Source organism: Kitasatospora sp. NPDC127035, assembly GCF_042726075.1.
Taxonomy (GTDB): domain Bacteria; phylum Actinomycetota; class Actinomycetes; order Streptomycetales; family Streptomycetaceae; genus Kitasatospora.
In genome coordinates this window covers 40,858-66,441 of record NZ_JBHXDN010000045.1, presented here as the reverse complement: position 1 = coordinate 66,441, position 25,584 = coordinate 40,858, and the positions used below count along the sequence as shown (strand labels likewise).

Sequence of the window (25,584 nt, the reverse complement as noted above, 5' to 3'; positions counted from 1 at the left end):
CCACCGCCCCCGTTCCCCGCCCTCCGCACGCACGGCGGGGCGACTACCTGCGGCCGACGCGGGCACACGCTCTCCCGGGCGCGCGCAGGGCGCGCCCCGGACGAAGGGGGAGTCGCCGTGTCCACTGCCACGCAGACCCGGCAGCACCGTGGGGATTCCGCGGACCGACTGCTACGCCTGGCCGGCCGGGGAGGGTTCACCGCCCGCGGCCTCGTCTACGTCGTGGTCGGCTACCTCGCCCTGCGGATCGCCCTGCTGGGCGGCGGCTCGGAGGAGGCCGACCGCCAGGGCGCGCTCCGACAGATCGCGGACCAGCCCTTCGGCCGCACGCTGCTGTGGCTGCTGGCCGTGGGCTTCGGATGCATGACGATCTGGCGCGCCTCGGCCGCCGCCTTCGGTGAGCGGGGCCGCAAGAAGACCACCAGCAGGCTGCTCAACACCGGGCGCGCGGCGTTCTACGCGTCGGTCTGCTGGGGAACCGCGGCGTTCGCCGCCGGGTCCGGGGGCGGGTCCGACAGCGACAGTGCGTCCAAGGACTGGACGGCCACCGTGCTGGGCCGGACCGGTGGCCGGTTCCTGGTCTCGGCCGCCGGTCTGGTCCTGATCGGGGTCGGAGTCGGGATCGCCGTCCGGGCGGCCCTGCGGAAGTTCCTGCGCAAGATGGACACGGCCGCCATGGGGCGGCGGACCCGCGCCGCGGTCACGGCCGGCGGGATCGCCGGCAACGTCGCCCGCGGCGTGGTGTTCGTCGGCGTCGGCGTCCACACCCTGATCGCGGCCGTCCGCTTCGACCCGGCGCAGGCCAAGGGCGTCGACGACACCCTGCGCTCCTTCGCGGCCACGCCGGTCGGCCCGTGGCTGCTGGCGGTCCTGGCCCTGGGGTTGCTGCTGTTCGGCGTCTTCTCCCTCGCCTCCGTCCGCTGGCGACGCTTCTGACGCCTGCTGCCGAGCGTCACGGGCAGGCCGAACACCCACCGCCCGCGGGCGTCCGCCGCGTCGCCCGGAGCCGGCACCGGTGCGGGTGCGGGTACGGGTGCGGGCCCTCAGTGGCTGGTGAGTTCACCGCTGAGGGTCCGATGGAGCCGCGCGCTGGACTGGTTGAGGCCGACGATCTCGACCGTCTTCCCGTGCTTGGCGTACTTGGCCTCGACGGCGTCGAGGGCGGCCACGGAGGAGGCGTCCCAGATGTGCGCGGCCGAGAGGTCGATGACGACCCTGGCCGGGTCGTTCACGTAGTCGAACCGGCCCGCGAGCTCGTTGCTGGAGGCGAAGAACAGCTCGCCGGTCACCGCGTACACCACCTCGCCGCCCTCGGCGTCGGTGACGGCCGTGACATCGGCGAGACGGGCGACGCGCTTCGCGAAGATGACCACGGCCGTCACCGAACCGACGGCGACACCGACCGCGAGGTTGCCGGTCGCGACGACCACCGCGACCGTGATCACCATGACGGTGATCTCCCCGGCGGGCATCCGCTTCAGCGTCCTCGGGGCCACGGAGTGCCAGTCGAAGGTCGCGAAGCAGACCATCACCATGACGGCGACCAGGGCGGCCATCGGGATGTCCGACACCACGGGGCCGAACACGATGCACAGCACCATCAGGAACACGCCCGCCAGGAAGGTCGACAGGCGGGTCCGGGCGCCGGACACCTTCACGTTGATCATGGTCTGGCCGATCATCGCGCACCCACCCATGCCGCCGAAGAACCCGGTGACGATGTTCGCGACGCCCTGGCCGATCGACTCGCGCGTCTTGGAGGAGCGGGTGTCGGTGATCTCGTCGACGAGCTTGGCGGTCATCAGCGACTCCATCAGCCCGACCAGCGCCATCGCGACGGCGTAGGGGGCGACGGTGGTCAGCGTGTCCAGGGTGAACGGCACGTCCGGCAGGCCGGGGACGGGAAGGGAGGACGGCAGGTCGCCCTTGTCCCCCACGGTCGGTACCGCGATGCCGGCCGCCACCGTGATCGCGGTGAGGACGACGATGGCCACCAGCGGCGCCGGGACCGCCTTGGTGACCTTCGGGAGGAACACCATCAGCCCGAGGCCGCCGACGAGCAACGGGTAGACCGCCCACGGCACGTCGTGCATCTCGGGGACCTGGGTGAGGAAGATCAGGACGGCCAGGGCGTTGACGAAGCCGACCATGACCGAGCGCGGGACGAAGCGCATCAGCTTCGCCACCCCCAGCGCGCCCAGCGCGATCTGGACGACGCCGCCGAGGATGACCGCGGCGACCAGATGGCCGAGGCCGTGCTCGCGGTTCAGCGGGGCTATCACCAGGGCGACGGCGCCGGTGGCGGCGGAGATCATCGCCGCCCGGCCGCCGACCACCGAGATCACCACCGCCATGGTGAAGGAGGCGAACAGGCCGATCTTCGGGTCGACACCGGCGATGATCGAGAACGAGATGGCCTCGGGGATCAGCGCGAGCGCGACCACCAGACCGGCCATCGCCTCGGTGCGGAGGACCTTCGCCGACAGCCCGGTCGGGAAGGGGACGCGTGAACGCGGGGCGGCGGGCGGGGAAGTCTGCAAGACGGAGTGGACCTGTCGTACTCGGGCGCGACCGGCGGTGCACGCAAGAAGGGGATCGCGGGAGCCCGGGCGACCGGCGTCCGTCCGGCGCGGGGACCGCCGTGGCGGTCCCCGCGCCTTCGGCCGTTCCGCCTACGCGGCCAGGGCGATGCGCCTCGGCGACCGCCGACGGGCACCCGTGGTGCTCTGCGGGCTGCGCCCGGTCTCGCCGGAGCGGCCACGGCGCTCGCCACCGCCCGCGTAGGCCCTGCGGCGGGGGCGCTCGACGACGGGGTCGGGGATCACCACGGGCACCCCGGTGGGCACCCGGGCCCCGGTGATGCGGGCGAGCTCCTCGTCGCCGGGGTGGACCCGGGTGGAGGTGGGGGTGATGCCGGCGGTGGCCATCAGACGGGTCATCTCACGGCGCTGGTTGGGCAGCACCAGCGTGACGACGGTGCCGGACTCCCCCGCGCGGGCGGTGCGTCCGCCCCGGTGCAGGTAGTCCTTGTGGTCGGCCGGCGGGTCCAGGTTGACGACCAGGTCGAGCCCGTCGACGTGGATGCCGCGGGCGGCGACGTTGGTCGCGATCAGCGCCGTCACCTGGCCGGAGCGGAACTGCTCCAGGGTCCGGGTGCGCTGCGGCTGGGACTTGCCCCCGTGCAGGGCCGCGGCCTTCACGCCGTTCGCGAGGAGGTCCTCCACCAGGCGGTCCGCACCGTGCTTGGTGTCGGTGAACATGATCACGCCGCCCTCGCGGGAGGCGATGTGCGCGATCGTGGCGTTCTTGTCGAAGTTCTGCACATGCAGCACGTGGTGCTCCATGGTGCTGACCGCGGCCGCGGACGGGTCCACCGAATGGGTGACCGGGTCGTTGAGGAAGCGACGCACCAGCCGGTCCACGTTGCGGTCCAGGGTCGCGGAGAACAGCATCGTCTGGCAGCCCTCGGCGACCTGCTCCAGCAACTCGGTGACCTGCGGCAGGAAGCCCATGTCGGCCATCTGGTCGGCCTCGTCGAGCACCGCGACACCGACCCCGTCCAACTGGCAGTCGCCACGCTGGATCAGGTCCTTGAGCCGACCGGGGGTGGCCACCACGACCTCCGCCCCGCGGTTCAGCGTCTGCGCCTGACGGCCGATCGACATCCCGCCCACCGCGGTCGCCATCCGCAGTCGCACCGCGTGGGCGTACGGGGTGAGCGCCTCGGTGACCTGCTGAGCGAGCTCACGGGTGGGGACCAGCACCAGCGCCAGCGGGCGGCGCGGCTCGGCCCGCTGCCCCGCGATGTTGGCCAGTACGGCGAGACCGAACGCGATGGTCTTGCCCGAACCCGTCCGACCGCGGCCGAGGACGTCGCGCCCCGCCAGCGAGTTCGGCAGCGTGGCGGCCTGGATCGGGAACGGCGAGGTGACGCCCCGGCGGGTCAGCGTCGCCAGCAGCGCGTTCGGCATGTCCAGTTCGTCGAACGACTCGACGGCCGGAAGCGCCGGGGTGACGGTGACGGGCATGGCGAATTCACCCTGCGGAGTGGAATTCTGACGACCCCTCCCGCCGGAGGGGCGCCGCCCGCCACCCGAGCGGGAGCCCGAGCCGGAGGCGAAGCCGCCACCCGAGCGCGAGCCCGAGCCGGCGCGGGAGCCGGCGCCGAAGCCGCCTCCGGAGCGGGAGTTGGCGTTCTGGTAGGAGGAACGACTGGAACGGTTCATGCGGAAACCTTCCTCAGGAGCGGCGCGCTTCGAGGAAGGTCCGCAGCGCGGGGCGCCGGCGGAGACCACAAAAAACGAGCCAGAAAGTGTGACGGGCGGAGCGTGGACGGCGAAGCCGTGCGGCACGTCACCCGTGGTCGGCGCTCACCGCAGAGGGCGGGAACGCGGAACCTCGAACCGTGAGCTGTCACGGTCGGGCGCCGATCCGGACGCGGCGCAGTGCGTCTCGCGTGGGAGCGGCCGCCGGTGGCGGAACCGGGGAGCCGGGGAGCCCGGGCGGCCGGGGTCGTTCAGGGAAAAGCCGAGGGGCCCGCACCGGGCATGTACGCGGTGCGGGCCCCTCGCCGCCGGGCGGGTGCCGTGGCGGAAGAACTACAGCGGGCGAATGTTCTCGGCCTGCGGGCCCTTCTGGCCCTGCGTGACGTCGAACTCGACCTTCTGGCCCTCGAGCAGCTCACGGAAGCCGTTGGCGTTGATGTTCGAGTAGTGGGCGAAGACGTCCGGGCCGCCACCCTCCTGCTCGATGAAGCCGAAGCCCTTTTCCGCGTTGAACCACTTCACGGTGCCATTAGCCATAAAAAAAATCTCCTTCAAGGGCTGTCCGGAGCCCGCACGGTGCAGACTCCGAGTCGCCGCGATGATGACCCGCCCGGGGAAGAGCCGGGGAAACAAAAAATGCGCCTGCGCAAAACACCAGCAGGCGCACACAAAGTTCATGGGAACCACTACTGCAACTAACAACGACTCTAGCAGGCCCGAGCCCGCTTCGGTGGAACCTTTCACTCCCGGCTCCTCCGGAGACTCCCCCCTCGGGCCGCCGATCCGACCCGCCGGAGGCAGCGGCACACCGCGTGACCAGCGACGTTGCCGTCCCCGACGGACTCCTCCCCCCGCCGGAAATTTCCTCACCGGTGCGACATCGCCGGGAGCGGACGGGGCACGGGCGCGCCCCCGCGCCACCGGCCCCGCGCCGGCCGCCGCCGACCGCTCCCGCCCCCCGCCGGCACGGCGGCGGCCTCGAACGGTGGGAACGGCGTTCGGGCTTGACCGAATCGAAGTCAACCCGAGGGTCCGCTCCCGCAATTTCCGGCGCATACTGAGGGGAATGACGAAACCACCAGCAGTCCGCCGGCCCCTGCCCACCAGCCCCTTCAAAGCTCCTGTCGAGGCACCTCGCAAGCGGTTCGCCGTGGGCGACCGCGTCACCCACGACCGCTACGGCCTCGGCCGTGCCATCGAGGTCGAAGGCGACGGGGACATCGCCGTACTCGTCGACTTCGGTTCACGGCAGGAACGCATCACCCAGCCATACACCTCGATGTTCAAGCTCTGACCACGAGGCCCCGGGGCGGCCCGGGGCCTCCTCACACCCTGGCGCGAAGCCGCGCCGCCGTCCCCGCCGTCGCACCCGCACGTCCGACCGCGCAGTGACGCGGCCCGTGGGGCGCCGGCGGCTTCACGGTGCCACGGTCAGCCCGGCCGAGGCGGCGCCCCGGCTCAGCACGACCGACCGGATGTGGTCGAGCGCCCGGGCGTAGTCGGCCCGACCGGGGTCACTACGGGCGGCCTCCCGCAGGTCGAGAACGCGGTAGGGCGGGCCGAGGTCCGTCACCTGGGGGACGAACTCGGCCTTGGCGACCGTCCATCGCCGCCCCGGTGCGCCCGGCGGGGCGAAGGTGAAGCGGGCGATCGAGCTCCAGTTGCCGCGCGGGTCCTCGGCGCCGTCGTAGGTGAACATGTGCCCGGCGAGCTGGTCGCCGAGGCCGTACACCGTCCAGGTGTCGTTGATCTTCTCGTATGCCTGCGGGATGTGGGCGTGTGTACCGAGGACCAGGTCGATGTCGGACCGGCCCTCGCCCTGCCCGGCGGACAGGTCGCGGGCCAGGGTGAGCTGCTGGTCGTTCGGCGCGTCCTGCCACTCGGTGCCCCAGTGGACGCTGACCACCACGACGTCCGCACCGCCCGCCCGGGCCGCGCGCGCGTCGGCGAGGATCCGCTCCCGGTCGATCAGGTTGACCGCCCAGGGTCGGCCCGCCGGCAGCGGGATCCCGTTGGTGCCGTAGGTGTAGGCGAGTTGCGCCACGGTGGCGTCGCCCGCCCGGAGCAGCGCGGGCTTCCCCGCCTCGGCCTCGTCGCGGGCCGAGCCGGTGTGCGCCAGGCCCACGGCGTCCATCGCGTCGAGGGTGCGCCGGATGCCGGCCGCCCCGTCGTCGAGGGTGTGGTTGGAGGCGGTGTCGCAGGAGGTGTAACCGGCGTCCTTGAGTGCCCGGGCGACCTGCGGCGGCGACTTGAAGGCCGGGTAGCCGGTGAACGGCCCGCCGTCGGCGCCGTAGACGGTCTCCATGTGGCAGATGGCGAGGTCCGCGCCGCTGATCAGCGGCTTGACGCCGGCGAACATCCTGCTGAAGTCGTAGCCGTCGCCGCCGGCGTCCTCCTCGGCCTGCCGGATGATCTCGGTGTGCGGCAGCACGTCACCGGTGGCGACCAGCGTGAACGGCCGTGGTCCGGCGGGCGACCCGGTCGCCGTGGGGCTCGGGGCCTCCACCGGCGGCGGAGCGGCCGGGGAGCCGCAGCCGGTGAGGGCGAGGAGCAGCGCGACGGCCGCCGTGGGGGCCGGTCGGCGGGGCAGACGCATGATCGACTCGTCTCGTGGTCGGAAGGAACGGCCGGACCGCAGCCGAACCGCAGCCGGGCCGGAGCCGGACCTCCGACTATGCGACGGCCCGGCCGCTCCCCCGCCTCCCCCACGCCCTGCTGTCCTCCGGGCGGATCCACCGACGCGGGCACCGCGGTCGGCCGGTCCGGGGCGCCGCCGAGCCGGGCTCCCCTCGTGCGCCGGGCTTTCGGCACCGGCACCGAGTGCCTCGGAAGGCGGCGGGGACGGCCCCCCTCCTAGCATGGGAGGTGGTGTGATGCCGACCGGAGAGAGGTGCCCGGTGAACGAGCAGAGCATGATCGAGACGGTCCGATCGGTCTACGCGGCCTTCGGCAGCGGCGACGTACCGGGGATCCTGGCCAGGCTCGGCGAGGACGTCGACTGGGCCTCGGAGACGACGTCCACCGCCGCACCGTGGTACGGCGTGCGCCACGGGAAGGCCGAGGTCGCCGAGTTCTTCGAGCAGTTCGGTTCGGCGATGGCGGTGGAGGAGTTCACCCCGCTGGTCTTCGCCGCGAACGACACCGAGGTGCTGACCGTGGTGCGGATGCGGGCTGCCCGCCGGGCCGGCGGGCAGCGGCTGGAGATGAACCTCCACCACCGGTTCGGGTTCCGTGACGGGATGATCGTCCACTACCGCGGCACCGAGGACACCGCGCAGACCGTGGCGGCCTTCGGCTCCTGACCGCTCCGCGCCCCGGGACTCGTCCACGGCCCGTCGCGACCGCCGGATCCCCCGACCGGCCGGCTGCCGGCCCGGCCGGCCGGGCCCCTCGCCCGGGTCCGCTCGGACGTCCGACACGGCGGAGGACCCCGGCGCACGGAGAACCCCGGCTAACGGAGGACGCCGCGCGAGGGGTCAGCCGTGCCGCCAGCGCTCGGCCGCCCGGATCAGGTCCTGGCCGACGTGGTCGAGGAACGCCCCCATGCCGTCGAGGCGGCGACCGACCGGCGACTTCACCCCGAGGATTCCCGCACCCTCGCGCGCGACCTGCGCGAGGACGGTGTCCACCCGGGCACCGGCGATCATCGCGCGGACCCAGACGTCCTCGTCGATCACGTACGTGTCGCGCCGCTCCCGCGGGTCGCGCCGACGGCGGATCAGTTCCTGTCCCTCCAGGTAGCCGACCGCCTTGGAGACGGTGGCCGGGCTGACCTTCAGACGTTCGGCGAGTTCCGCCGCCGTGAGGCTTCCGTGGTCGCTGGTGCACAGGCAGGCGAGGACACCGGCCGGCATCCGCGGGAGGCCCCCGTTGACCAGGAACCCGATGAACTGTTCCTGGAACGCCCGCAGTTCCTGCGGGAACGCGGGGTCGGGCGGCTCGGGCGCCCCGGCCGACCCGGGAGCCGCCGGGAGGGCCGCTCCGCGGCGGGCCCGGCGCCGGGTGGCCAGCTGGGCGCCGTCGGCGCGGTAGCCGCTCGGGCCGCCGTTGCGCGTGACCTCACGGGTGACGGTCGAGGTCGGCCGCTCCAGCCCCTTGGCGATCTCGCTGTACGAGAGTCCGCCGGCCAGCCCAGCGGCGATCTGTCGGCGGTCCTGGTGGGTGAGCCTGCCTCGGGGCATGGTCGGTCGCTCCTGATGTGGTCGCGTACGTGGTTCCGGGGGCGGGATCAAGGTGCGTTCACCGCCATGCCATTGCAATGAGCCACCGCTTCCGGTTGCATTCATCGACATTTCCATTGCAACAATTGCGCGAGATATGGCGGATTAAGCACCGAAATTCCCCCTCATGTCAATTGACCCCACAGTGAACGCAACATAGCTTTTCCTTCCCGGGCAACGAACCGACCCGGCCGGGGGCGACGCCGCCCCGCACCACCGCGCCGCACCGTGCCCGCCGTTCGCGGCCACCTCGATCCGGCGGCGCCGGGAGCCGCGTGGCACCCGGAGCGACAGAAACGGCTGAAGATCATGGGAAAGCTCATCCACCGCGCGCCCCGGCCCGTCGCCGGCCGGGCCCGGAGCGCGCGTTCCGCGGCGGCACCGGACCCGCCGCCCGCACCGCCGGGAGCCGCGCGGGCGGGGGTCCGGCCGGCAGCCCGGCGGGCGCCGGTGACGGGTCAGGCGAGCGAGTCGATCCAGCGCTCCAGCCGGCGCCCCTCGACGGCCATCAGTTCGGGGTCGCGGAGGGTGTTGGTGAGCAGCGAGATCCCCTGGTACGCGGCCACCAGCGCGACCGCGAGTTCACGGGAGTCGTCGCGGCCCATCGCCTCGAACTGGACCTCCGCCCAGTCGATGAGCTGCCGCATGACCTCCGCGACGGACTCGTCGAGGCCGTCGGCCCGCTTGTCGAGCTCCGAGGCGAGGCTTCCGGTGGGGCAGCCGTAGAGCGCGGTGAGCTCGCGCTGGTCGACCCAGCCGCTCAGGAGCGCCTTCAGCCTCTCCCTGGGCCCGGGCAGGGCGTCGAGCGTGTCGATCACGGCCCGGAGGCCCTGGGCGTGCGCGGAGATGGCCGCCTCGACCAGCTCGTTCTTGGTCTTGAAGTAGTAGTAGACGTTCCCGACGGGGACGTCCGCCGCCCTGGCGATGTCGGCCAGCGTGGTCTGTTCGACGCCCTTCTCGTGCAGCACCTGCGCCGCGGCGGCCGCCAGCCGCTCCCGCTTGCCCGACGATCGCCGGGTGTTCCTTGAGTCAGTCACCTGACTGACTGTAGACGCCTGACGCGGCGTCGGCTACTGTCTCACCTGAGTCAGCCAACTAACTTACCCGGCTGGCCCGCCCGATTGCCTTGCCTATGGGGGTTCTTGTGATTGTTGTGACGGGTGCGACCGGTAACGTCGGCCAGGAGCTCGTGCGGCTCCTCGTCGGAGCCGGCGAGCAGGTGACGGCCGTGTCCCGGAACCCGGGTCGACTGCCTGACGGGGTCGAGCACGTCGAGGCCGACCTCGCCGACCCGAAGAGTCTGGGCGCCGCCCTCGACGGAGCCGCGGCCCTGTTCCTGCTCGTCGCCGGCGACGACCCGCAGGGTGTCCTCGATCTCGCCGCGGCGAGCGGGGTGCGGCGCGTCGTCCTGCTCTCCTCGCAGGGCGCCGGGACACGGCCGGAGGTCTACGGCCACCCCGCCGCGTTCGAGGACGCCGTGCGCCGCTCGGGTCTCGACTGGACGATCCTGCGCTCCGGCGGCCTGAACTCGAACGCCTTCGCCTGGGCCGAGTCGATCCGTGCGCAGCGGACGGCCGCCGCGCCCTTCGGCGACGTCGGGCTGCCCACCGTCGACCCGGCGGACGTCGCCGCGGTCGCGGCCGCGGTCCTGCGCGAGGACGGCCACGCGGGCCGGACGTACGAGCTCACCGGACCGGCCGTGGTCACCCCGCGCGAACGGGCCGCGGCGATCGGCGCGGCGCTGGACGCTCCGGTGCGGTTCGTCGAGCAGACCCGCGCCGAGGCCCGCGCGCAGATGCTGGCGTTCATGCCCGAGCCGGTGGTGGAGGGCACCCTCGCCATCCTCGGCGAGCCGCTGCCCGCCGAGCAGGCGATCAGCCCCGACGTCGAGCGCGTCCTCGGCCGGGCGCCGCGGACCTTCGCGCAGTGGGCCGGCCGCACCGGCCCCGCCTTCCGCTGAACCACCCTTCCGGCTCGCGCACTTGAGAGGAACGTAGCGCCTTGCCCGTTCGACCCGTACTCGACTCCACCATGTTCCACCGGGAGGTCGGCGCCGGTGCACCGATGGTCTTCCTGCACGGCAACCCCACCTCCTCCCACCTCTGGCGGGACGTCCTCCCCGCCCTCGGCACGCGGGGCCGGCTCCTCGCCCCGGACCTGATCGGCATGGGCGAGTCGGGCAAGCCCGATCTCGCGTACACCTTCGCCGACCAGGCCCGCTACCTGGACGCCTGGTTCGACGGACTCGGCCTGGAGGACGTGGTGCTGGTCGGGCACGACTGGGGCGGCGCCCTGGCGTTCGACTGGGCCGCCCGGCACCCCGGGCGTGTGCGCGGCATCGCGTTCACCGAGACCATCGTCAAGCCGATGGCCTGGGAGGAGTTCCCCGAGGGCGGCCGCCGGCTGTTCCGGGCGATCAGGACGCCCCAGGTGGGCGAGGCCATGATCCTCGACGACAACGCCTTCGTCGAGCAGTTGCTGCCCGGCTCGGTCGCCACTCCCCTCTCCCCCGCCGATCTGGACGTCTACCGCCGCCCCTACCCCACCCGGGAGAGCCGCCGACCGCTGCTCCAGTGGCCGCGGTCGATGCCCCTCGACGGCGAACCCGCCGACGTCGTGTCCAGGATCCGGGCCTACGACCGCTGGTTGGCGACCAGCGCGGACGTCCCCAAACTGCTGATCGCCTTCGCGCCCGGCCCCGGCGCCATGATGGGCCCGGAGATCGTCGACTGGTGCGCGGCGAACATCGCCGGCCTCGACATCGAGCACAGCGACGCGGTCGCCGGACACCACACGCCGGAGGACCAGCCCCTCGCGATCGCCGCCGCGATCGCCGCCTGGGCGGACCGTCACAAGCTTCGCCGCGACCCCTCGCCCGACGAGGCCCGGCGAGACCCGAAGCACCACCCACTCCCCGGAGGATTCGCATGACCGCACCACGCAAGATCGTGACCGGCCTGTTCATCTCGCTGGACGGCGTCGTGGAGGCGCCGGAGACCTGGCACTTCCCGTTCATGAACGACGAGATGGGCGCCGCGGTCGGCCAGATGCACGCCGAGGCCGACACGCTGCTCCTGGGCCGGAAGACCTACGAGACGTTCGCCGCCGTCTGGCCGCACCGGAGCGGTGAGATGGCCGACGCCATCAACGGCATCCGCAAGCTGGTCGCCTCCACCACCCTCACCGGCACCGACTGGAACAACTCGGCCGTCATCGAGGGCGACGTCGTCGCCGCGGTCAAGGAGCTCAAGCAGCAGCCGGGCGGGAACATCAACCTGACCGGCAGCATCGGTCTGACCCGCACCCTGCTGGAGGCGGGGCTCGTCGACGAGCTGCGCCTGCTCGTCCACCCGATCGTGCTGGGCACCGGGCTGCGGCTCTTCGCCGAGGGCTCCGCCCGGGTGCCGCTGCAGCTCACCCGCTCGACCGCCTTCTCCACCGGCGTGCTGGACCTGAGCTACCGGCCGGCCTGACCGGAGGGTGCCTGCCCGCCACGTGCTGCGGGCAGGCGCCCCGAGCGGGTACCGCCGGACGGCCGCGCGGATCCGGAGACCGCGGACCACAAACCACAGACCGCGGACCGACGGGTCGTCACCGTCCGCCCCTCGGTCCCGACCTCGTACCGGCCGCCCCACCCGGGCGGTCGCCGCGCACCTGATCCGACGGCCCTCCCGACGGCCCGTCCGGTCCGCACCCGTGAAGCACGGAGAAATGGATGCTGGTCATGTTGGACCTTCCGCTGTACCTGGCCTTCGTGACCGCCGCACTGGCCCTGTGCGTCACTCCGGGCCCCGACATGGTGTTCGTGGTCGCCATGGGCGGCCGCGGCGGGCCGGCCGCGGGGGTGATGGCCGCCCTGGGAGTGGCCTTCGGGGCGACGGTGCACGCCCTGGCCGCCATGCTCGGACTGTCGTCGCTGTTCGCCCACCTGCCGGCGCTCTACGACGTGCTGCGCTGGGCGGGCGCGGCCTATCTCGTCCTCCTCGCCGTCCAGGCGTTCCGCGACCGGTCGCCCCTCGGCGCCGACGGCGGTGACGACGGGGCCCCCGTGCCCGGCCGGCTGCGCGCCTTCTCGAAGGGCGCCGTGACGAACCTGCTCAACCCCAAGGTGATCATGTTCAACATCGCGTTCCTGCCGCAGTTCGTGAGCCCCGGCCTGGGGCACGTCACGGGTCAACTCCTGCTCCTCGGCCTGACGATGGTGGCTGTCGGGCTGGCCGTCGACATCACGGTGGGCGTGCTGTCGGGCAGGCTGGCGGCTCTCCTGCGTCGAAGCACCCGGGCGGCGCGGGGGCTGAACGTCCTCAGCGGTGCCGCCTTCGGCGCGCTGGCCGTCCGGCTGGTCACCGCCCCGGAGTAGCCGGCCACGTCGCCGCGTCCCGGCCTGGCGGCGCCCCCGCTGCCTCTATGGGCAGACAAGCCAGGCAAAAGCAGCATCCCCCGGCCGGACCGGCCGACCGTCGTGCAAGATGGGGCCGGTTCGATTGGTCCAGACCAAAAACAGATCGTGGCGACAAGACCCCGACTCTGTACCGCACTTGGTCTCGTGACGCGCGCCCCTCCATCTCCGGAGGGTGCCGAGGGGAGCGATGGATGGTACTGGCGGGGGTGAGGCGCCGGATCGGCCGGCACGGACTGGTACTGGCGGCCTTGGCCGTGAGCATCCTGGTGGCGACGGCGGTGCTGTCCGCAGTGACCGGGCTGGCCCAGTCGGCCGCCACCGCCGGAGTGCGCCAGCGGCTCGACGCCGACGCCGGGCGCTCGGTCGAGGTGACCGCACGCTGGACGGCGCCGGGCCTGCCCGCGGCCGACCGCGCGGTGCACTCGGCACTGGTCCGGACGATGGCCGGCACCCCGTTCCGCACCGAGACGGCGCAGCGCGGCATCGGCACCGTCGACCTCCCGCTGCCGCCCAACGGGCGCCGCTGGGCCACCGAAACCGTGCTCTCCGGCCGCCTGGCGGTGCTGCCGACTCCCGACCGCTTCGCCCAACTGCGCAGCGGCACCTGGCCGGACGCGCCCGAGGCCGCCCCGGCCGCCGGCGACGGGCTGCGCGTCGCCCTCCCCGAGACCACCGCCGACCGGCTCGGCCTGGACAGCGGCAGCACCACGACCATCCGCACGCCCGGCACCGGCGAACCGCTCCGGTTCACCGTGACCGGCGTCTACCGGCCCGACCCGGACGCCGCCGCGTTCTGGACCGGCCTCGGCGGCCCCGACGCCGCGGAGCAGGCCCTCGTGCTGGTCGACGGCGCCCGGCTGGCCGCGCTGCCCGGATTCACCGGCCGCATGCTCGCCGTCTGGCTGGCCCTTCCCGACACCGGGCGGTCGAGCCTGTCCGAACTCACCGCGCTGCGCGACCGGGTGACCGTCTTCGCCCGCTCGGACACGGCCCGCTCGGTCTACCGCGGCGCCGAACCGGCCCTGACCGACACCGCGGTACGCAGTACACTGCCCGCCGCGGTCGACCGGCAGGTGGTGCCGGTCCTGACGGCCAGGGCCGAGATCGCCGTACCGCTCGGCCTGCTCGCCCTGCTCGCCTCGGTGGTCCTCGTCCTGACCGCCCGTCGCCTGGCCGACGCGGTCGCCGGCGAACACGCGCTCCAGAGCTCCCGGGGTGCCGGGGCGGCGCGGCTGCTCGCGGCGGCGGCCGGTGAGTGGGCGCTGGCCGCGGTGCCGGCGGCGGTCGGCGGGGTGCTGCTGGCCGAGCCGCTGCTGGCTGCCGTGCTGCGCGGCGTCGGGGCCGACGGCCTGGCCGCAGGCGACGGCCGAACCGTCTGGTGGGCCGCCGGCTTCGTCCTCCTGGTGCAGGGCACGGCTCTGCTGCTGCCGCTCGCCCGGCAGGCGACGGACCCGGGTGCCCAGCGGGCACTGCGGGCACGCAGTCCGCGCCGGCTGGGCCTGCAGCGGGCCGGTGCTGACCTGGCACTGCTCGCCGTGGCGGCGTTCGGATACTTCCAACTCGACCGCTACGAGGGCGTGGTGGTGAAGAACGCCGGCGTCGGGTTCGACTCCTCGGTCGACCTGACCCTGGTACTCGCCCCGGTGGCCATGGCGGTGGCCGGGGCCGTCCTGATGCTGCGGGTGCTGCCGGCGGTGGGGCGGCTGCTGGAGCGGTCGGCCCGGCGGGCCCGCGGCCTGGTCCTGCCCCTGGGCGCCTGGCGGCTGAGCCGCGACGCCGGCCGCCAGTCGGTGCCGGTGCTGGTGACGCTGCTGGCGGTGGCCTGCAGCAGCCTGGCCGCCGGGGTGCTGGCCGCACTGCCGACCAGCGACCGGGACCGGGCGGCCTACGCGGTCGGCGCCGATCTGCGGCTGTCCGGAGTGGTCGGCGCGATCGGACAGCGCCACGCCGCACTGGCCGCCCTCCCGGGCGTGACGAGCCTCACCCCGGTGTCCGAGCAGACCGCCTTCCTGGGCACCACCGTGGTACAGACGGTCGCCGTCGACACCACGGCCGCCTCCGCCGCCGGGCTGCCGCGCCTCCGCCCGGACCAGGCCGCCCGTCCGCTCCAGGAGCTGCTGGCCCCCCTGGCCGCCGTGCCAGCCCAGGGGCTCGTCCTGCCCGGCGAACCGGCCGCCCTGGACGTGACCGTCCGGGCGAGCACCGACCTGCCGATCCCGGCACCCGGTCTGCTCCTGCAGCTCTGGATCCAGGACGCCGACGGACTGACCGACCAGCTGACCGCTCCCCTGCCGACCGACGGCCTCCCCCACTCGCTGACCTTCGCCCTGGCAGACAGCGACCGGCGGGCCCGTCCGCTGACGCTCAGCCGGCTCGGAATCCACTTCCCCGGCAGCACGCTCCTTCGCTCCACCCTCGACCTGCGCCTGCCGAAGGTCACGGCCGTCACCGCCGCGGGAGAGCGGACCGACCTCTCGCTCCCGCCCGGGCAGAACTGGGCCCGCTCGGGCAAGGTCCTCGCCACCCCGGTCGCGCTCGACTGCCCCGGCACCGAACGCGGCCCCATGGACGACCACGCCTCCCAGGCCGAGGCCTGCACCTGGCAGAGCGAAGGATCCGACCTGCTGCACACGGTGATCCGATCCCACACGCCGGAGGTCCCGCCCGACCCGGCGGGATCGGACGCGGTCCTCGCGGTGCAGCCCGTGAGCGGTGACAGCGTGCCCGAACTCCGCGCCGTGCAGGGGGGCGCCTTCCTGCCCGTGCCCCCCATCCTGCCCGTGCTCGCGGACCGCGAGCTGCTCGACGCGGTGAACGCCAGGGTCGGCGACACCGTTCCGCTCAACTGGGAGCGCGACGGGCAGAGTACCCAGAAGGTCCGGATCACCGGCGAGGTCGACGTGCTGCCCGGTTACTCCCGGGGCCAGGGCCACCTCCTGCTGGACGTGCGCGCACTCGCCGCGAACCGCACGCTCACCGGTGCCGCCCCACCCGTCGCCACCCGGTGGTGGCTCGCCAGTTCGGACCCGGAGGCCACCTGGGCCGCCGTCGACGGCCGCGGCGAGTTCGGCCGGCCGCAGAGCGCCCTGAGGGTCGCCGGCGGCCTGGCGGACGACCCGTTCCGGGCCGGGCTGCGCTGCGCCTGGCTGCTGGTCCTGGTCACCGCGCCGTTCTTCGCGGTGACCGCGCTGACCCTGCACGCCGTGAGCACGGTCCGCTCCCGCCGGCGGGAGTTCGCGGTGCTCCGCGCACTGGGTGTCCGCCGCGCGGAGCTGACCGCGCTGCTGCGCGCCGAACAGGTGGCGGTGACGGTGCTTCCGGTGCTGTTCGGAGGGCTGCTGGGCCTGCTGCTCGCGGCCCTGCTGCTGGCGCTCACCGTGCTGGAGGACTACGGGGGGTCGGTCTTCCCGGCGATCGTGGCCGACCCGGGCCGGCCCGCCGCCGTACTCACGGCGCTGGCCGGGGGGCTGCTGCTCACCCTCGCCGTGCTGGTCCTCACCCGTCTGCTGGCCCGGGTCGACCTGGTCCGGGCCCTGCGCGCGGGGGACGACGGATGAGCCCGGCGGAGGGTCGGCGGTGCGCGGACCGAGGGCGCACGGACGGTCCCGGCCGGGTGCGCGAGGACGGACGCTTCGACGGGGGGAGCCCCACATGCTGACACTGCGCCTGATCCGGCGCGAGGCGCGGATCGCCTGGCCGGTCTCGGCCGTGCTCGCGCTGCTCGCCGCACTGCTCACGGCGATCCCGCTGAGCTGGCCGCCGCAGTTCGACCGGCTCGCGGCCGGTACGCTCGCGGACCGGGTGGTCCGCGCCCAGCGGGACGCGCCGCTGGTCTCCGCCACCACCACCACCGCCCCGATGCCGTGGCTGCCGGCCGCGGACCCCGGCTCGCTCGACCGGGACCTCGACAAGCTCGGCGAGCGGGTGCGCACCGCGGCGACTTCCCCACTGGCCACCGTGCTCGGCAAACCGCGGGCCCGTGTCACCACCCTCAACGCGTCGGCACGCGGTCCCGGCATGCCCACGCCCTACGGAAAGCCGCCGTCGTTCAGCCTCGTCTACCCCCAACCCGAGGCCACCGGCGGGGCGGTCGAGTACCTCCAGGGCCGCGCGCCGCAGCAACCCCGAGCCGACCTGCTCGTCCCGCCCAGCCAGGCGGGCCCGATCGAGGTCGCGGTGTCCGAAGCCACCCGGGAGAAACTCGGCCTGACGGTAGGTCAGCACTTCGATCTGTCGACCCCCGCCCCCGGATCGTCCGCCCCGGCACTCCTGGTCGGGGTCTTCCGTACCGACCTCGGCGCGAAGCGGCTCTGGCAGCAGTCCCCGATGCTGGTCGCCCCGTGGATCCTGCCTGATGACCCCGGCCAGAAACTGGCCGGCCAGATGCTGACCAGTGCCGGCGGGATCGAGCTGATCGCCAGGTACAGCCTCGCGTTCACGGTGGCCTGGGAACTGCCGGTGACCACCGACCGCTCCGGACCGGCCACCACCCCGGCCGGGATCGCCGGAATGCAATCCGGCCTGAAGGCACTGCACAAGGCCGGCCCGGACAAGTTGTGCGGGCTCGGCCTCACGGACGCCTGCATGCTGACCGGCCACATCGTGCCCTCGGTCAACCCCACCGAGCGGCTCGGCGCGGAGCTGGACGCCTTCGCCGTCCAGCGCCAACGCACCGAGCAGCTCCAGAGCTTCGCACTCGCCGGGCTGCTCGCCATGGTGGTGGCCACCTCGGTCGCCGCCGCCCGGCTCGGGGCCCGCCGCCGGGCCGGCGCCTTCGCGCTCCAACTCTCCCGCGGCGCCGGGCTGCTCGGGATCGCGGGCCGACTGCTGGTGGAGGCCGCGGTGGCGGTCGGCGCCGGGGTCGCGGCCGGCTGGGCGATCGGCCGCGCTCTCGCGCCGCAGGGCGCCGCCCTCGGCTCCTGGGTGCCCGTCCTGGTCGCCGCCCTGCTGGTCTGGTGCGCACCGGCGGCCGTCCTGCTCGCCTCCGCCGGGCGGACCCGGCCCCTGCCGCGCTCGCGCCGGATCGTCCTGGAGGCCCTGGTCGTGCTCCTGGCCGCCGGAGGGCTGGTCGCACTGCGGACCCGCGGCGCCTACGCGGGCACCGGCATCGACCCCCAACTCGCCTTCACACCGGTACTCCTGGCACTGATCACGGTGGGGATCCTGCTCCGGTCGCTGCCCCCGCTGGTCCGCCGGGCGACCCGCTCGGCGCAGCGATCGCGCGGTCTGGTCCCGCTGGTGGCTCTCGCCAGGGCCGGGGCGCAGAGCGGCGCGGCCGCACTCTCCCTGCTGGTCCTGGTGCTGGCCATGGGCTACGGCGTCTACGGGGGGCTGATTCCGCGCACCCTCGCGGACGGACAGAAGCAGATCGCCCACTGGCACACCGGCGGGGCGCCCATGGCCCTGGTCGGACCGAAGGACCAGGTCGCCGGGGACCTGCCGCCGGTCGCCTCCGTGGGGCACCAGGTGGCCGTCACCGGCGCGAGCGGGGAACTCACCTCGCAGGACGACGGCACGACGTTCCCGGGCGCCCAGTTCGTCGGGCTGGACGCCGCCGCGCTGAGCGCCGCCGACCCGTCCTCCCCGATGGCCCGCGCCCTACTGGCCGCCGACGGCGCCGACGCGCCGATCGAGCGGACCGGCGCCGACCTCGAAGTCCCCGTGGTCACCGCGCTGGCCGACCCCGAGCTCGCCGCCCGGGTCCCCGACGGCACCTTCGAGCTGACCGCGCTCGGGACGGGCCGCATCCTGGTCCACGTGGTCGGCGCCCTGTCCGAGGAGGCGCTGCGCGACCCGGTCCTCGGACCGGTGCTCGGCGACGGACCCCGACCCGGCGCCCTGCTGGTGTTCACCGGCCCGTCCGCGAAGCGCCTGCCCGCCCAGAGGAACCACCCCTCCGCGCTCCTGCTCTACCCGGCCGCCGGCGGGCCGGCCCTGGACCCGGCCGCGGTGCGGGCCGGCGCCGCCATGCACCTCGCCCCCAGCAGCGTGCCCGGGCCGTCGGTCGAACTCCGCGACCGGGACGGCGAACGCGACACGCTGCGGTCGGACGGGCTGGCGCACTCGGCCCGGCTCGCCTTCCGGGTCACCACCGCGCTCGGCCTGCTGCTCGCGCTCGGCACGTTCGCCCTGGACCTGCTGCTCAGTGCCACCGAACGCGGCCGGACCACGTCCTACCTGCGGACCCTGGGGATCGGCAGCCGCGCGGTGCTCGGCCTGCAACTGCTCCAGCTGGTGCCGCTGGTGCTGGCGGCGGCGGTCGGCGGCACCGCGCTCGGCCTGCTGCTGCCCGTCGCGCTCGGCTCCGGCCTGCGGCTGGGGGCCATCACCGGCGGGCCGTTCGAGCCCGCCGTACACATCGACTGGACGATCACCGCGGGGCTCGGCGTCGCGCTGGCCGTGCTGATGACGACGGCCGCCGTCCTGGAGGCGGCGATCAGCCGCCGCCGGGGGCTGGGCGCCGTGCTACGACTGGGGGAGGCCCTGTGAACACCCGTCCCACCGATCGACCCGCGGCCGGTACCGAACGACCCGCGCGCGGGACCGACCGGCCCATCGTGGCGTGCGAGAGCCTCGTGCGGATCTTCCGCACCGGCGCGACCGCCCGCGGCGGGGTCGAGGTGCAGGCCCTGCAGGGGCTCGACCTGACCGTGCAGGAGGGCGAGCTGCTCGCCCTGGTCGGTGCCTCCGGCTCCGGCAAGTCCACCCTGCTCGGCATCCTGGCCGGCCAGGACACCCCCAGCGCGGGCACCGCCGAGGTGGCCGGCACCGACCTGGGCGGGCTCAAGCGGCGCGAGCGGACCGCCTACCGGCGCCGGACCGTCGGGGTGATCCAGCAGCAGACCGCGCGCAACCTGCTGCCGTACCTGACGGCCCGCGAGAACGTCCAGCTGCCGATGGGATACATCGGTGTGCCGCGCCGCCTGCGCGCCGCCCGGGCGATGGAACTGCTCGGCCTGATGGGCATCGCCCGGGCCGCGGACCGCACCCCCGCCGCGCTCTCGGGCGGCGAGCAACAGCGTGTGGCGATCGCCATCGCGCTGGCCAACGAACCGCGGCTGCTGCTCGCCGACGAACCCACCGGCGAACTCGACACCGCCACCTCGGAGGAGATCTTCACCGCCCTGCGCACCGCCAACAGCGAGCTGGGCACCACCGTGCTGATCGTCACCCACGACGCCCTGGTGGCCGACCAGGTCCGTCGCACGGTACGGATCCGCGACGGGCGCACGTCGACCGAGGTGCTGCGCCACGTGGCCGTCACCAGTACCGACGGCTCGCTCACCGCCCAGGAGTACACCGTGCTGGACCGGGTCGGCCGGCTCCAGCTGCCGCGCGAGTTCACCGAGTCGCTGGGCCTGGCGGACCGCGTGCGACTGGTGCTGGAACGCGACCACATCTCCGTGTGGCCCGACCACGGCCGCCCGCCGACCGCCACCGAGGCCGACGGAACCGGAAGCGAGGACACCGGGAACAGGCGCGCCGAGGAAGTGGGCGCCGATGGCTGAGGCGGGCTCGACGGGCTGATCCTCCCGGTACCGCGGCACCGAGTCCGCCGGGAGGTGTCGGCCGCGACGGTCAGGTGGGCGCGGGCCCGCGCGGTCCCCCTGGCCCGGCGCCGATGTCGCGGGTCCGGACGGCGGTGTCACCGGGGCGTCGGGACGCACCACGGACGCCCTCCGGCACGGCGGGGCCGTTCAGCTGTGGTTGACGATGACGGAGATGCCCCAGCCGATCGCGGCGAGCACGACCGCGAAGCACAGGCCGGCCGCCGCGTAGCCGGCCGGCCCGGCGGTCGGCCGCCCGGCCGCGGTCGCAGGCGCAGTCGCACCCGGGCGGGTCGGCGGGTTGAGCGCGCGCAGACCGACGGCGAACAGGGCCGGCAGGCCGGCGCCGGCGAGGAGGCCCACCACGACGATCTTCCACAGCGCGTCCAGGTTGACCCAGTCGATCACGAGGCCGCCTCGTTCACGTCCGGGGTCGGGGCCAGCGAGCCGGTCCAGGCGGAGTTGACGTTCTCCGGCGTCACGGGCGTCCGCCGGGAGGCGGCGAAGAAGGCGGTCGAGGCCAGCAGCAGCGCGATGAAGATCACCACGACGCCGAGGGTCCCGCCGATCCCGTGCGCGGCCCAGTAGGCCGCGGCGCCGACCGCGGCGGAGGCGGGCAGGGTGAACAGCCAGGCCACCGCCATCCGGCGGGCGGTGTTCCAGCGCACCACGGCCCCCTTCTTCCCGACCCCGGCGCCCAGGATCGAGCCGGTGGCCACGTGGGTGGTGGAGAGCGAGTAGCCGAAGTCGGTGGAGGAGAGGATCACCGCGGCCGAGGCCGACTCGGCGGCCATGCCCTGTGGCGACCCGATCTCCAGCAGTCCCTTGCCCAGCGTCCGGATCACCCGCCAGCCGCCGAGGTAGGTGCCCAGGGCGATCGCCACCGCGCAGGAGGCGATGACCCAGGTCGGGGACGTGGCCCCGGCGTGCAGGGTGCCGTTGGCGATCAGGGCCAGCGTGATGATGCCCATGGTCTTCTGCGCGTCGTTGGTGCCGTGGGCGAGGGAGACCATCGAGGCCGAGCCGATCTGGCCGATCCGGAAGCCGTGGTCACGCGCGCGTTCGGACACGTCATGGGTGAGGCGGTAGACGAGGTGGGTGCCGACCACCGCGACCGTGCCGGCGATGAACGGGGACAGCGTGGCGGGCACGATCACCTTGGAGACCAGCCCCTGCCACTTGACGGCGGAGGCGCCCGCCGCCGCCATCGTGGCCCCGACCACGCCGCCGATGAGCGCGTGCGAGGAACTGGACGGGATGCCGAAGTACCAGGTGGCCAGGTTCCACAGGATGCTGCCGACCAGGCCCGCGAACACCACGACCAGGGTCACGTCGCCGCTCTGCACCAGGCCACTGGCGATGGTCGCGGCGACCGCGGTCGACAGGAACGCGCCGACCAGGTTCAGCACCGCCGAGAGCGCGACCGCGACACGCGGGCGCAGCGCCTCCGTGACGATCGAGGTCGCCATGGCGTTGCCGGTGTCATGGAATCCGTTGGTGAAGTCGAATCCCAGTGCGGTGGCGACCACCAACACCAGAACCGCGTCGTTGCCGGTCACGGGCCCGAACCTAACCTGTCGCCCGTACCGCTCCGCTCCCCCGAGGGCTCGGCGCGCCGGGGTGCCGGGGGCGGCCATCCGATCGGACCAACGGCACCGCGCGGACGCTCCACCGCACGTGACGGCGCGATCCGCGCCGGTTCTGCGGCCCGCCGCGCCGCGCGCAGGGACGAATCCCTGGGCCCCTCCCCCGCGGCGTCGCCGTCCGGGTCGGGCGGTGGCCCCGGCCGCACCGCCACGTCCGCCCCGGACCGGACCCGGACCGGATCCCTGACCCCCGACCCCCGACCCCTGCCGGGCCACACCGCCCCGGGCTCCTCGCGCGGTTCACGGCACCCGGCGCGATCCGGGCGGCGGGCGCTTCCCGTGCCCCAGTTCGTCGCCTGGCAACGCGTTCGAGTGCGGGACCTGTCCGGCGGACCGGGACCGACGGGACTCCCGCACGGAAGGACCGCCGTTCCGGCCGGTGGCCAGGCGTAACTCCGTTGTCCTGTCACGCATCTGACGAGACTTCACCACCCAGCAGACCGGAACGCCTGACGGCTCGTCAAAGTTCCTGGTTCTCCTGCGAACTTGTGTGAAACCCCCTTAAGCTCCCGTTAAAAACAGCGGCTTCCCGCCACACGCGAACTCCCTCGCGAGGCCGGGGCGGAGGCCCGACCGCACGATGAGAGCAGGGATGACCACGACACATGAACAGAGGCCCGGAGCCGTACGCGGCCCGGAGCGGCGACGGCCGGGCGTGCTCGGCCGCCGCACGGTGGGCGGCGCCGCGGCGCTGGCCGTCGGAATCGGCGCGGGCTCGCTGGTGGCGGCGCCCGCGGCCTTCCCCCAGGCGGGCGACGGGACGGTAACGGTCCGCGTGGTGCGGGCCGTGGACACGAGCGGGGTCTGGACGCCCGCTCTGGAGCCGGGTCTGGCCGGCGTGAAGGTGACCCTCACGGACGACGCGGGAGGCGGCATCGAGGGCACCACCGCGGCGGACGGCACGGTGACGCTGGCGCCGGCCGCGACCAAGCTCACCGGCGGCAAGTACCGTGTCCAGGTGGTGAATCCGAAGCCGGGCAAGCTGTTCCCGGCCTTCGCCTCGCGCCAGGGCCTGGCCGGCGGACCCACCCAGCTGAGCAGCAACGAGGAGTTCGTCGACCTCTCCGGCGGCAAGAACGTGGCGTACACCACCGGGCTGTGGAGCCCCGGTGACTACTGTCAGAAGAACGCGCCGCTGGTCACGACCTGCCAGCCGACCACGCGGGAGGGCGGGACGCAGCGCACGCTGGTGTCCTTCCCGTACAGCGCCCGCGGCACGGACGGCGTGGACGTGAACGTCACCAACGTCGCCACCAACGCCGAGACCGGTGCGCTGTACGGCATCGCGTGGAACCGGGCGGACCGGCGGGTGTTCTCCTCGGCCGTCGCCAAGCGGACCACGGACTACGGCCCCGGCGGCGCCGGCGCGGTCTACGTGACCGACCTCGCGCAGAAGCGGACCTCGCTGTTCACCACCGTCCCGGACGCCGGTTCGACCGTCCACGGCGGCGGCACCGACGACGCGTTCCTGGCGGTGCCGGGCAAGGAGAGCCTCGGCGGCATCAAGATCAGCGACGACGGCAAGGACCTCTTCGTCGTCAACCTCAACGACCGCAAGCTCTACCGCTACGACGCCACCGGGCCCACGGCGGCCGCACCGAAGGCCGCCTACCCGATCCCCGACCCGGGCTGCCCCGCGGCCGGGGACTGGCGGCCGTTCGGCCTCGGCCTCCAGGACGGCACCGGCTACCTCGGCGGCGTCTGCTCGGGCGAGTCGACCGGCAAGGCCTCCGACCTGCGCGCGGTGGTGCTGCCGTTCGACCTGGCCACCGGCGCCTTCGCACCGGCGGTGCTGAACCAGCCGCTCGACTACCCGCGCGGCTCCACGGTCGGCGGCGGCACCTGCGACGGGGCGGGCTGGTTCCCGTGGACCGGCACCTATCCGACCTCGCAGAACGGCCAGGCCTGCGGGGCCTACCTGGCTCAGCCGGAACCGGAGTTGGGCGAGATCACGTTCGAGACGGACGGCTCGATGCTGCTGGCGTTCCGCGACCGCTTCGGCGACCGCGCGCCGGCCGCGCCCACGCCGACCTCCGTCGCGAACGTGCTGTCCGGCGGCGACCTGAACAAGGCCTGCCCGGCGAACGGCACGTACGTGCTCGACACCAACAACGGCTGCGGGCTCTCGCCCCGCGGCACCCGGTTCTTCGACAACAGCCGGATGGGGTCGCACCACAACGCGGCCTTCGCCGGCATGGCACTGTCGAAGGTCGAGAACACCATCGCGACCTCCGGCTTCGACCCCAACTCCACCGCCTACGGCTACGGCACCGCGTTCGTCCAGCGCGACGGCAAGCAGGACCCGCTCTTCGGCCTGCGGCTCAACCCGCCGGGGACCATCGCCCCGTTCGGCAAGGGCGCCTCGATGGGCGACCTGGAGGTGCTCTGCGACCAGGCCCCGCTCCAGATCGGCAACCGGGTCTGGTACGACCCCGAGCGCAGCGGCGTCCAGCGCCCGGGCCAGCGCCCGGTGCCCGCGGCGACCGTCAACCTGTACGACGAGTCGGGGAAGCTCGTCGGCACCGCGAAGACCACGGCGCGCGGCGAGTACTACTTCGACGACTCCAACGTCACCGGTGGCCTCAAGCCGCGCACGAAGTACACCGTCCGGCTCGACAACCCGGCCGACTACGCCAAGGGCGGCCCGCTGTACCAGTGGGTGCCGACCGACGCCGACGTCGGCGACAACCGGTTCGTCGACTCCAAGGGCGTCGTCCCGGCGGGCGGGCAGTACGCCGAACGAGCGCTCACCACGGGCGGACCGGGCGAGAACGACCACACCTTCGACTTCGGCTTCCGGCAGCAGGAGGGCGCGCTGCGCCTGGTCAAGCACGACCAGGACGGCAAGCCGCTGGCGGGCGCGAAGTTCCGGCTGTGGAAGGAGACCAACGGCACCGACGGGCTGCAGGGTTCCGGTGAGAAGCCCGACACGGCGGCCGGAGACCCCTGCACGACCGGGGCCGACGGCATCTGCAAGGGCAGCGGTGTGCCGGGAACCTACTACTGGCAGGAGCTGGCGCCGCCGGAGGGCTACGCCCCACCGGAGGTGACGGTGTTCGGGCCGTTGGTGCTGAACGCCGAGAACCTCGGCGTCGGGGTCGAGGTGACGGCCGTCAACCGGCTGATCCCCACCCCGACCCCGACGCCGACGCCGAGCGCGACGCCCACGCCCACTCCCACGCCGACGCCGACGCCGACCGGGGCGACGCCGACGCAGACGCAGGCTCCGACGCAGCCGAGCCCGGCCACGAAGCCGCCCGCCCCGCCGGCCCCCGTCCCCGCCCCCGGGTCGCACCTGCCCAGCACCGGTGCGAGCGAGGGGATCCCGGTGATGGTGGCCGGCGCGGGTGCGCTGACCGTCCTCGGCGCGGCGCTCGTGCTGCTGGCCCGCCGACGCAGGGCCCGGCAGCAGTAGCACGCCCCGCACGGCGGTCCTGAGGGACCGGCACCGGTCGGGGGGGGGGGCGGGCGGCCGGCCGCGGGCCCCCCCGCCCCCCCCGAGGC

General features: G+C 73.9%; 19 protein-coding genes. 11 read left to right on the top strand and 8 right to left on the bottom strand.

Going from position 1 to position 25,584, the window contains the following annotated elements; translation table 11 throughout:
* Positions 1–117: 117 nt before the first annotated feature.
* Positions 118–936 carry a DUF1206 domain-containing protein gene (locus ACFWIC_RS27200; RefSeq protein WP_380520216.1) on the top strand — a complete coding sequence of 273 codons (819 nt, stop codon included), beginning with the start codon at positions 118–120 and terminating at the stop codon, positions 934–936.
* Between the two features lie 107 nt (positions 937–1,043).
* Here the strand turns inward: ACFWIC_RS27200 and ACFWIC_RS27195 are convergent, their stop codons facing one another.
* The 3 genes from ACFWIC_RS27195 to ACFWIC_RS27185 form a co-directional block, all read right to left on the bottom strand.
* Entirely contained in the window at positions 1,044–2,456 is a 1,413-nt protein-coding gene (locus ACFWIC_RS27195) for a SulP family inorganic anion transporter (RefSeq protein WP_380362380.1), read from the bottom strand.
* Positions 2,457–2,672: 216 nt separating this feature from the next.
* Positions 2,673–4,226, bottom strand: coding sequence for a DEAD/DEAH box helicase (locus tag ACFWIC_RS27190; protein WP_329881488.1), 1,554 nt, complete (start codon positions 4,224–4,226; stop codon positions 2,673–2,675).
* Positions 4,227–4,598: 372 nt separating this feature from the next.
* Positions 4,599–4,802, bottom strand: a complete 204-nt coding sequence (locus ACFWIC_RS27185; protein ID WP_030918248.1) for a cold-shock protein — start codon at positions 4,800–4,802, stop codon at positions 4,599–4,601.
* A 529-nt stretch (positions 4,803–5,331) separates the two neighbouring features.
* Between ACFWIC_RS27185 and ACFWIC_RS27180 the strand changes: the two genes are divergently transcribed.
* Complete coding sequence (locus ACFWIC_RS27180) at positions 5,332–5,559, top strand: hypothetical protein (RefSeq protein WP_329952304.1); 228 nt, start codon at positions 5,332–5,334, stop codon at positions 5,557–5,559.
* A gap of 123 nt (positions 5,560–5,682) precedes the next feature.
* Here the strand turns inward: ACFWIC_RS27180 and ACFWIC_RS27175 are convergent, their stop codons facing one another.
* Positions 5,683–6,861, bottom strand: a complete 1,179-nt coding sequence (locus ACFWIC_RS27175) for a CapA family protein (RefSeq protein WP_380520215.1) — start codon at positions 6,859–6,861, stop codon at positions 5,683–5,685.
* Positions 6,862–7,162: 301 nt separating this feature from the next.
* On the opposite strand from ACFWIC_RS27175, the gene ACFWIC_RS27170 reads away from it, so the two are divergent.
* Positions 7,163–7,567, top strand: a complete 405-nt coding sequence (locus ACFWIC_RS27170) for a nuclear transport factor 2 family protein (RefSeq protein WP_380361026.1) — start codon at positions 7,163–7,165, stop codon at positions 7,565–7,567.
* A gap of 174 nt (positions 7,568–7,741) precedes the next feature.
* On the opposite strand, the gene ACFWIC_RS27165 is transcribed toward ACFWIC_RS27170, so the two are convergent.
* A complete protein-coding gene (locus tag ACFWIC_RS27165; protein WP_380361025.1) occupies positions 7,742–8,446 on the bottom strand; it encodes a MarR family transcriptional regulator in 705 nt (234 codons plus the stop codon).
* Positions 8,447–8,943: 497 nt separating this feature from the next.
* Positions 8,944–9,522: a TetR/AcrR family transcriptional regulator gene (locus tag ACFWIC_RS27160; RefSeq protein ID WP_329952307.1), complete on the bottom strand. Its 579-nt coding sequence runs from the start codon at positions 9,520–9,522 to the stop codon at positions 8,944–8,946.
* A gap of 107 nt (positions 9,523–9,629) precedes the next feature.
* Here ACFWIC_RS27160 and ACFWIC_RS27155 point away from each other — a divergent pair, with 107 nt between their 5' ends.
* The 7 genes from ACFWIC_RS27155 (at position 9,630) to ACFWIC_RS27125 (ending at position 20,395) form a co-directional block, all read left to right on the top strand.
* Entirely contained in the window at positions 9,630–10,445 is an 816-nt protein-coding gene (locus ACFWIC_RS27155) for an SDR family oxidoreductase (RefSeq protein ID WP_380361024.1), read from the top strand.
* A gap of 41 nt (positions 10,446–10,486) precedes the next feature.
* Positions 10,487–11,416, top strand: coding sequence for a haloalkane dehalogenase (locus ACFWIC_RS27150; RefSeq protein ID WP_329952309.1), 930 nt, complete (start codon positions 10,487–10,489; stop codon positions 11,414–11,416).
* A complete protein-coding gene (locus ACFWIC_RS27145) occupies positions 11,413–11,958 on the top strand; it encodes a dihydrofolate reductase family protein (protein WP_329952310.1) in 546 nt (181 codons plus the stop codon). Before ACFWIC_RS27150 ends, ACFWIC_RS27145 begins: the two co-directional genes overlap by 4 nt.
* Positions 11,959–12,209: 251 nt before the next feature.
* Positions 12,210–12,845 (top strand): LysE family translocator, encoded by a 636-nt coding sequence (locus tag ACFWIC_RS27140; protein ID WP_380520225.1) that lies wholly within the window; start codon positions 12,210–12,212, stop codon positions 12,843–12,845.
* Between the two features lie 296 nt (positions 12,846–13,141).
* Positions 13,142–16,444: an FtsX-like permease family protein gene (locus ACFWIC_RS27135; RefSeq protein WP_380520224.1), complete on the top strand. Its 3,303-nt coding sequence runs from the start codon at positions 13,142–13,144 to the stop codon at positions 16,442–16,444.
* Between the two features lie 94 nt (positions 16,445–16,538).
* Positions 16,539–19,376, top strand: a complete 2,838-nt coding sequence (locus tag ACFWIC_RS27130; RefSeq protein ID WP_380520214.1) for a hypothetical protein — start codon at positions 16,539–16,541, stop codon at positions 19,374–19,376.
* Entirely contained in the window at positions 19,373–20,395 is a 1,023-nt protein-coding gene (locus ACFWIC_RS27125) for an ABC transporter ATP-binding protein (RefSeq protein ID WP_380520213.1), read from the top strand. Before ACFWIC_RS27130 ends, ACFWIC_RS27125 begins: the two co-directional genes overlap by 4 nt.
* A gap of 189 nt (positions 20,396–20,584) precedes the next feature.
* Here ACFWIC_RS27125 and ACFWIC_RS27120 read toward each other — a convergent pair whose 3' ends face one another.
* Positions 20,585–20,842: a hypothetical protein gene (locus ACFWIC_RS27120; RefSeq protein ID WP_329952312.1), complete on the bottom strand. Its 258-nt coding sequence runs from the start codon at positions 20,840–20,842 to the stop codon at positions 20,585–20,587.
* Positions 20,839–21,993: an anion permease gene (locus tag ACFWIC_RS27115; protein ID WP_380520212.1), complete on the bottom strand. Its 1,155-nt coding sequence runs from the start codon at positions 21,991–21,993 to the stop codon at positions 20,839–20,841. The genes ACFWIC_RS27120 and ACFWIC_RS27115 overlap by 4 nt, the downstream gene beginning before the upstream one ends.
* 679 nt (positions 21,994–22,672) lie before the next feature.
* Between ACFWIC_RS27115 and ACFWIC_RS27110 the strand changes: the two genes are divergently transcribed.
* The gene (locus ACFWIC_RS27110; RefSeq protein ID WP_380520211.1) at positions 22,673–25,495 is read left to right on the top strand and encodes an SdrD B-like domain-containing protein; all 2,823 of its coding nucleotides are present in this window, start codon (positions 22,673–22,675) and stop codon (positions 25,493–25,495) included.
* Positions 25,496–25,584: the final 89 nt, after the last annotated feature.

Coding starts and splice junctions, on each gene's coding strand:
- ACFWIC_RS27190 (WP_329881488.1), bottom strand. CDS start 4,226: ATGAACCGTTCCAGTCGTTCCTCCTACCAGAACGCCAACTCCCGCTCC.
- ACFWIC_RS27180 (WP_329952304.1), top strand. CDS start 5,332: ATGACGAAACCACCAGCAGTCCGCCGGCCCCTGCCCACCAGCCCCTTC.
- ACFWIC_RS27195 (WP_380362380.1), bottom strand. CDS start 2,456: ATGGCCGGTCTGGTGGTCGCGCTCGCGCTGATCCCCGAGGCCATCTCG.
- ACFWIC_RS27130 (WP_380520214.1), top strand. CDS start 16,539: ATGCTGACACTGCGCCTGATCCGGCGCGAGGCGCGGATCGCCTGGCCG.
- ACFWIC_RS27175 (WP_380520215.1), bottom strand. CDS start 6,861: ATGCGTCTGCCCCGCCGACCGGCCCCCACGGCGGCCGTCGCGCTGCTC.
- ACFWIC_RS27110 (WP_380520211.1), top strand. CDS start 22,673: ATGACCACGACACATGAACAGAGGCCCGGAGCCGTACGCGGCCCGGAG.
- ACFWIC_RS27140 (WP_380520225.1), top strand. CDS start 12,210: ATGTTGGACCTTCCGCTGTACCTGGCCTTCGTGACCGCCGCACTGGCC.
- ACFWIC_RS27145 (WP_329952310.1), top strand. CDS start 11,413: ATGACCGCACCACGCAAGATCGTGACCGGCCTGTTCATCTCGCTGGAC.
- ACFWIC_RS27185 (WP_030918248.1), bottom strand. CDS start 4,802: ATGGCTAATGGCACCGTGAAGTGGTTCAACGCGGAAAAGGGCTTCGGC.
- ACFWIC_RS27165 (WP_380361025.1), bottom strand. CDS start 8,446: ATGCCCCGAGGCAGGCTCACCCACCAGGACCGCCGACAGATCGCCGCT.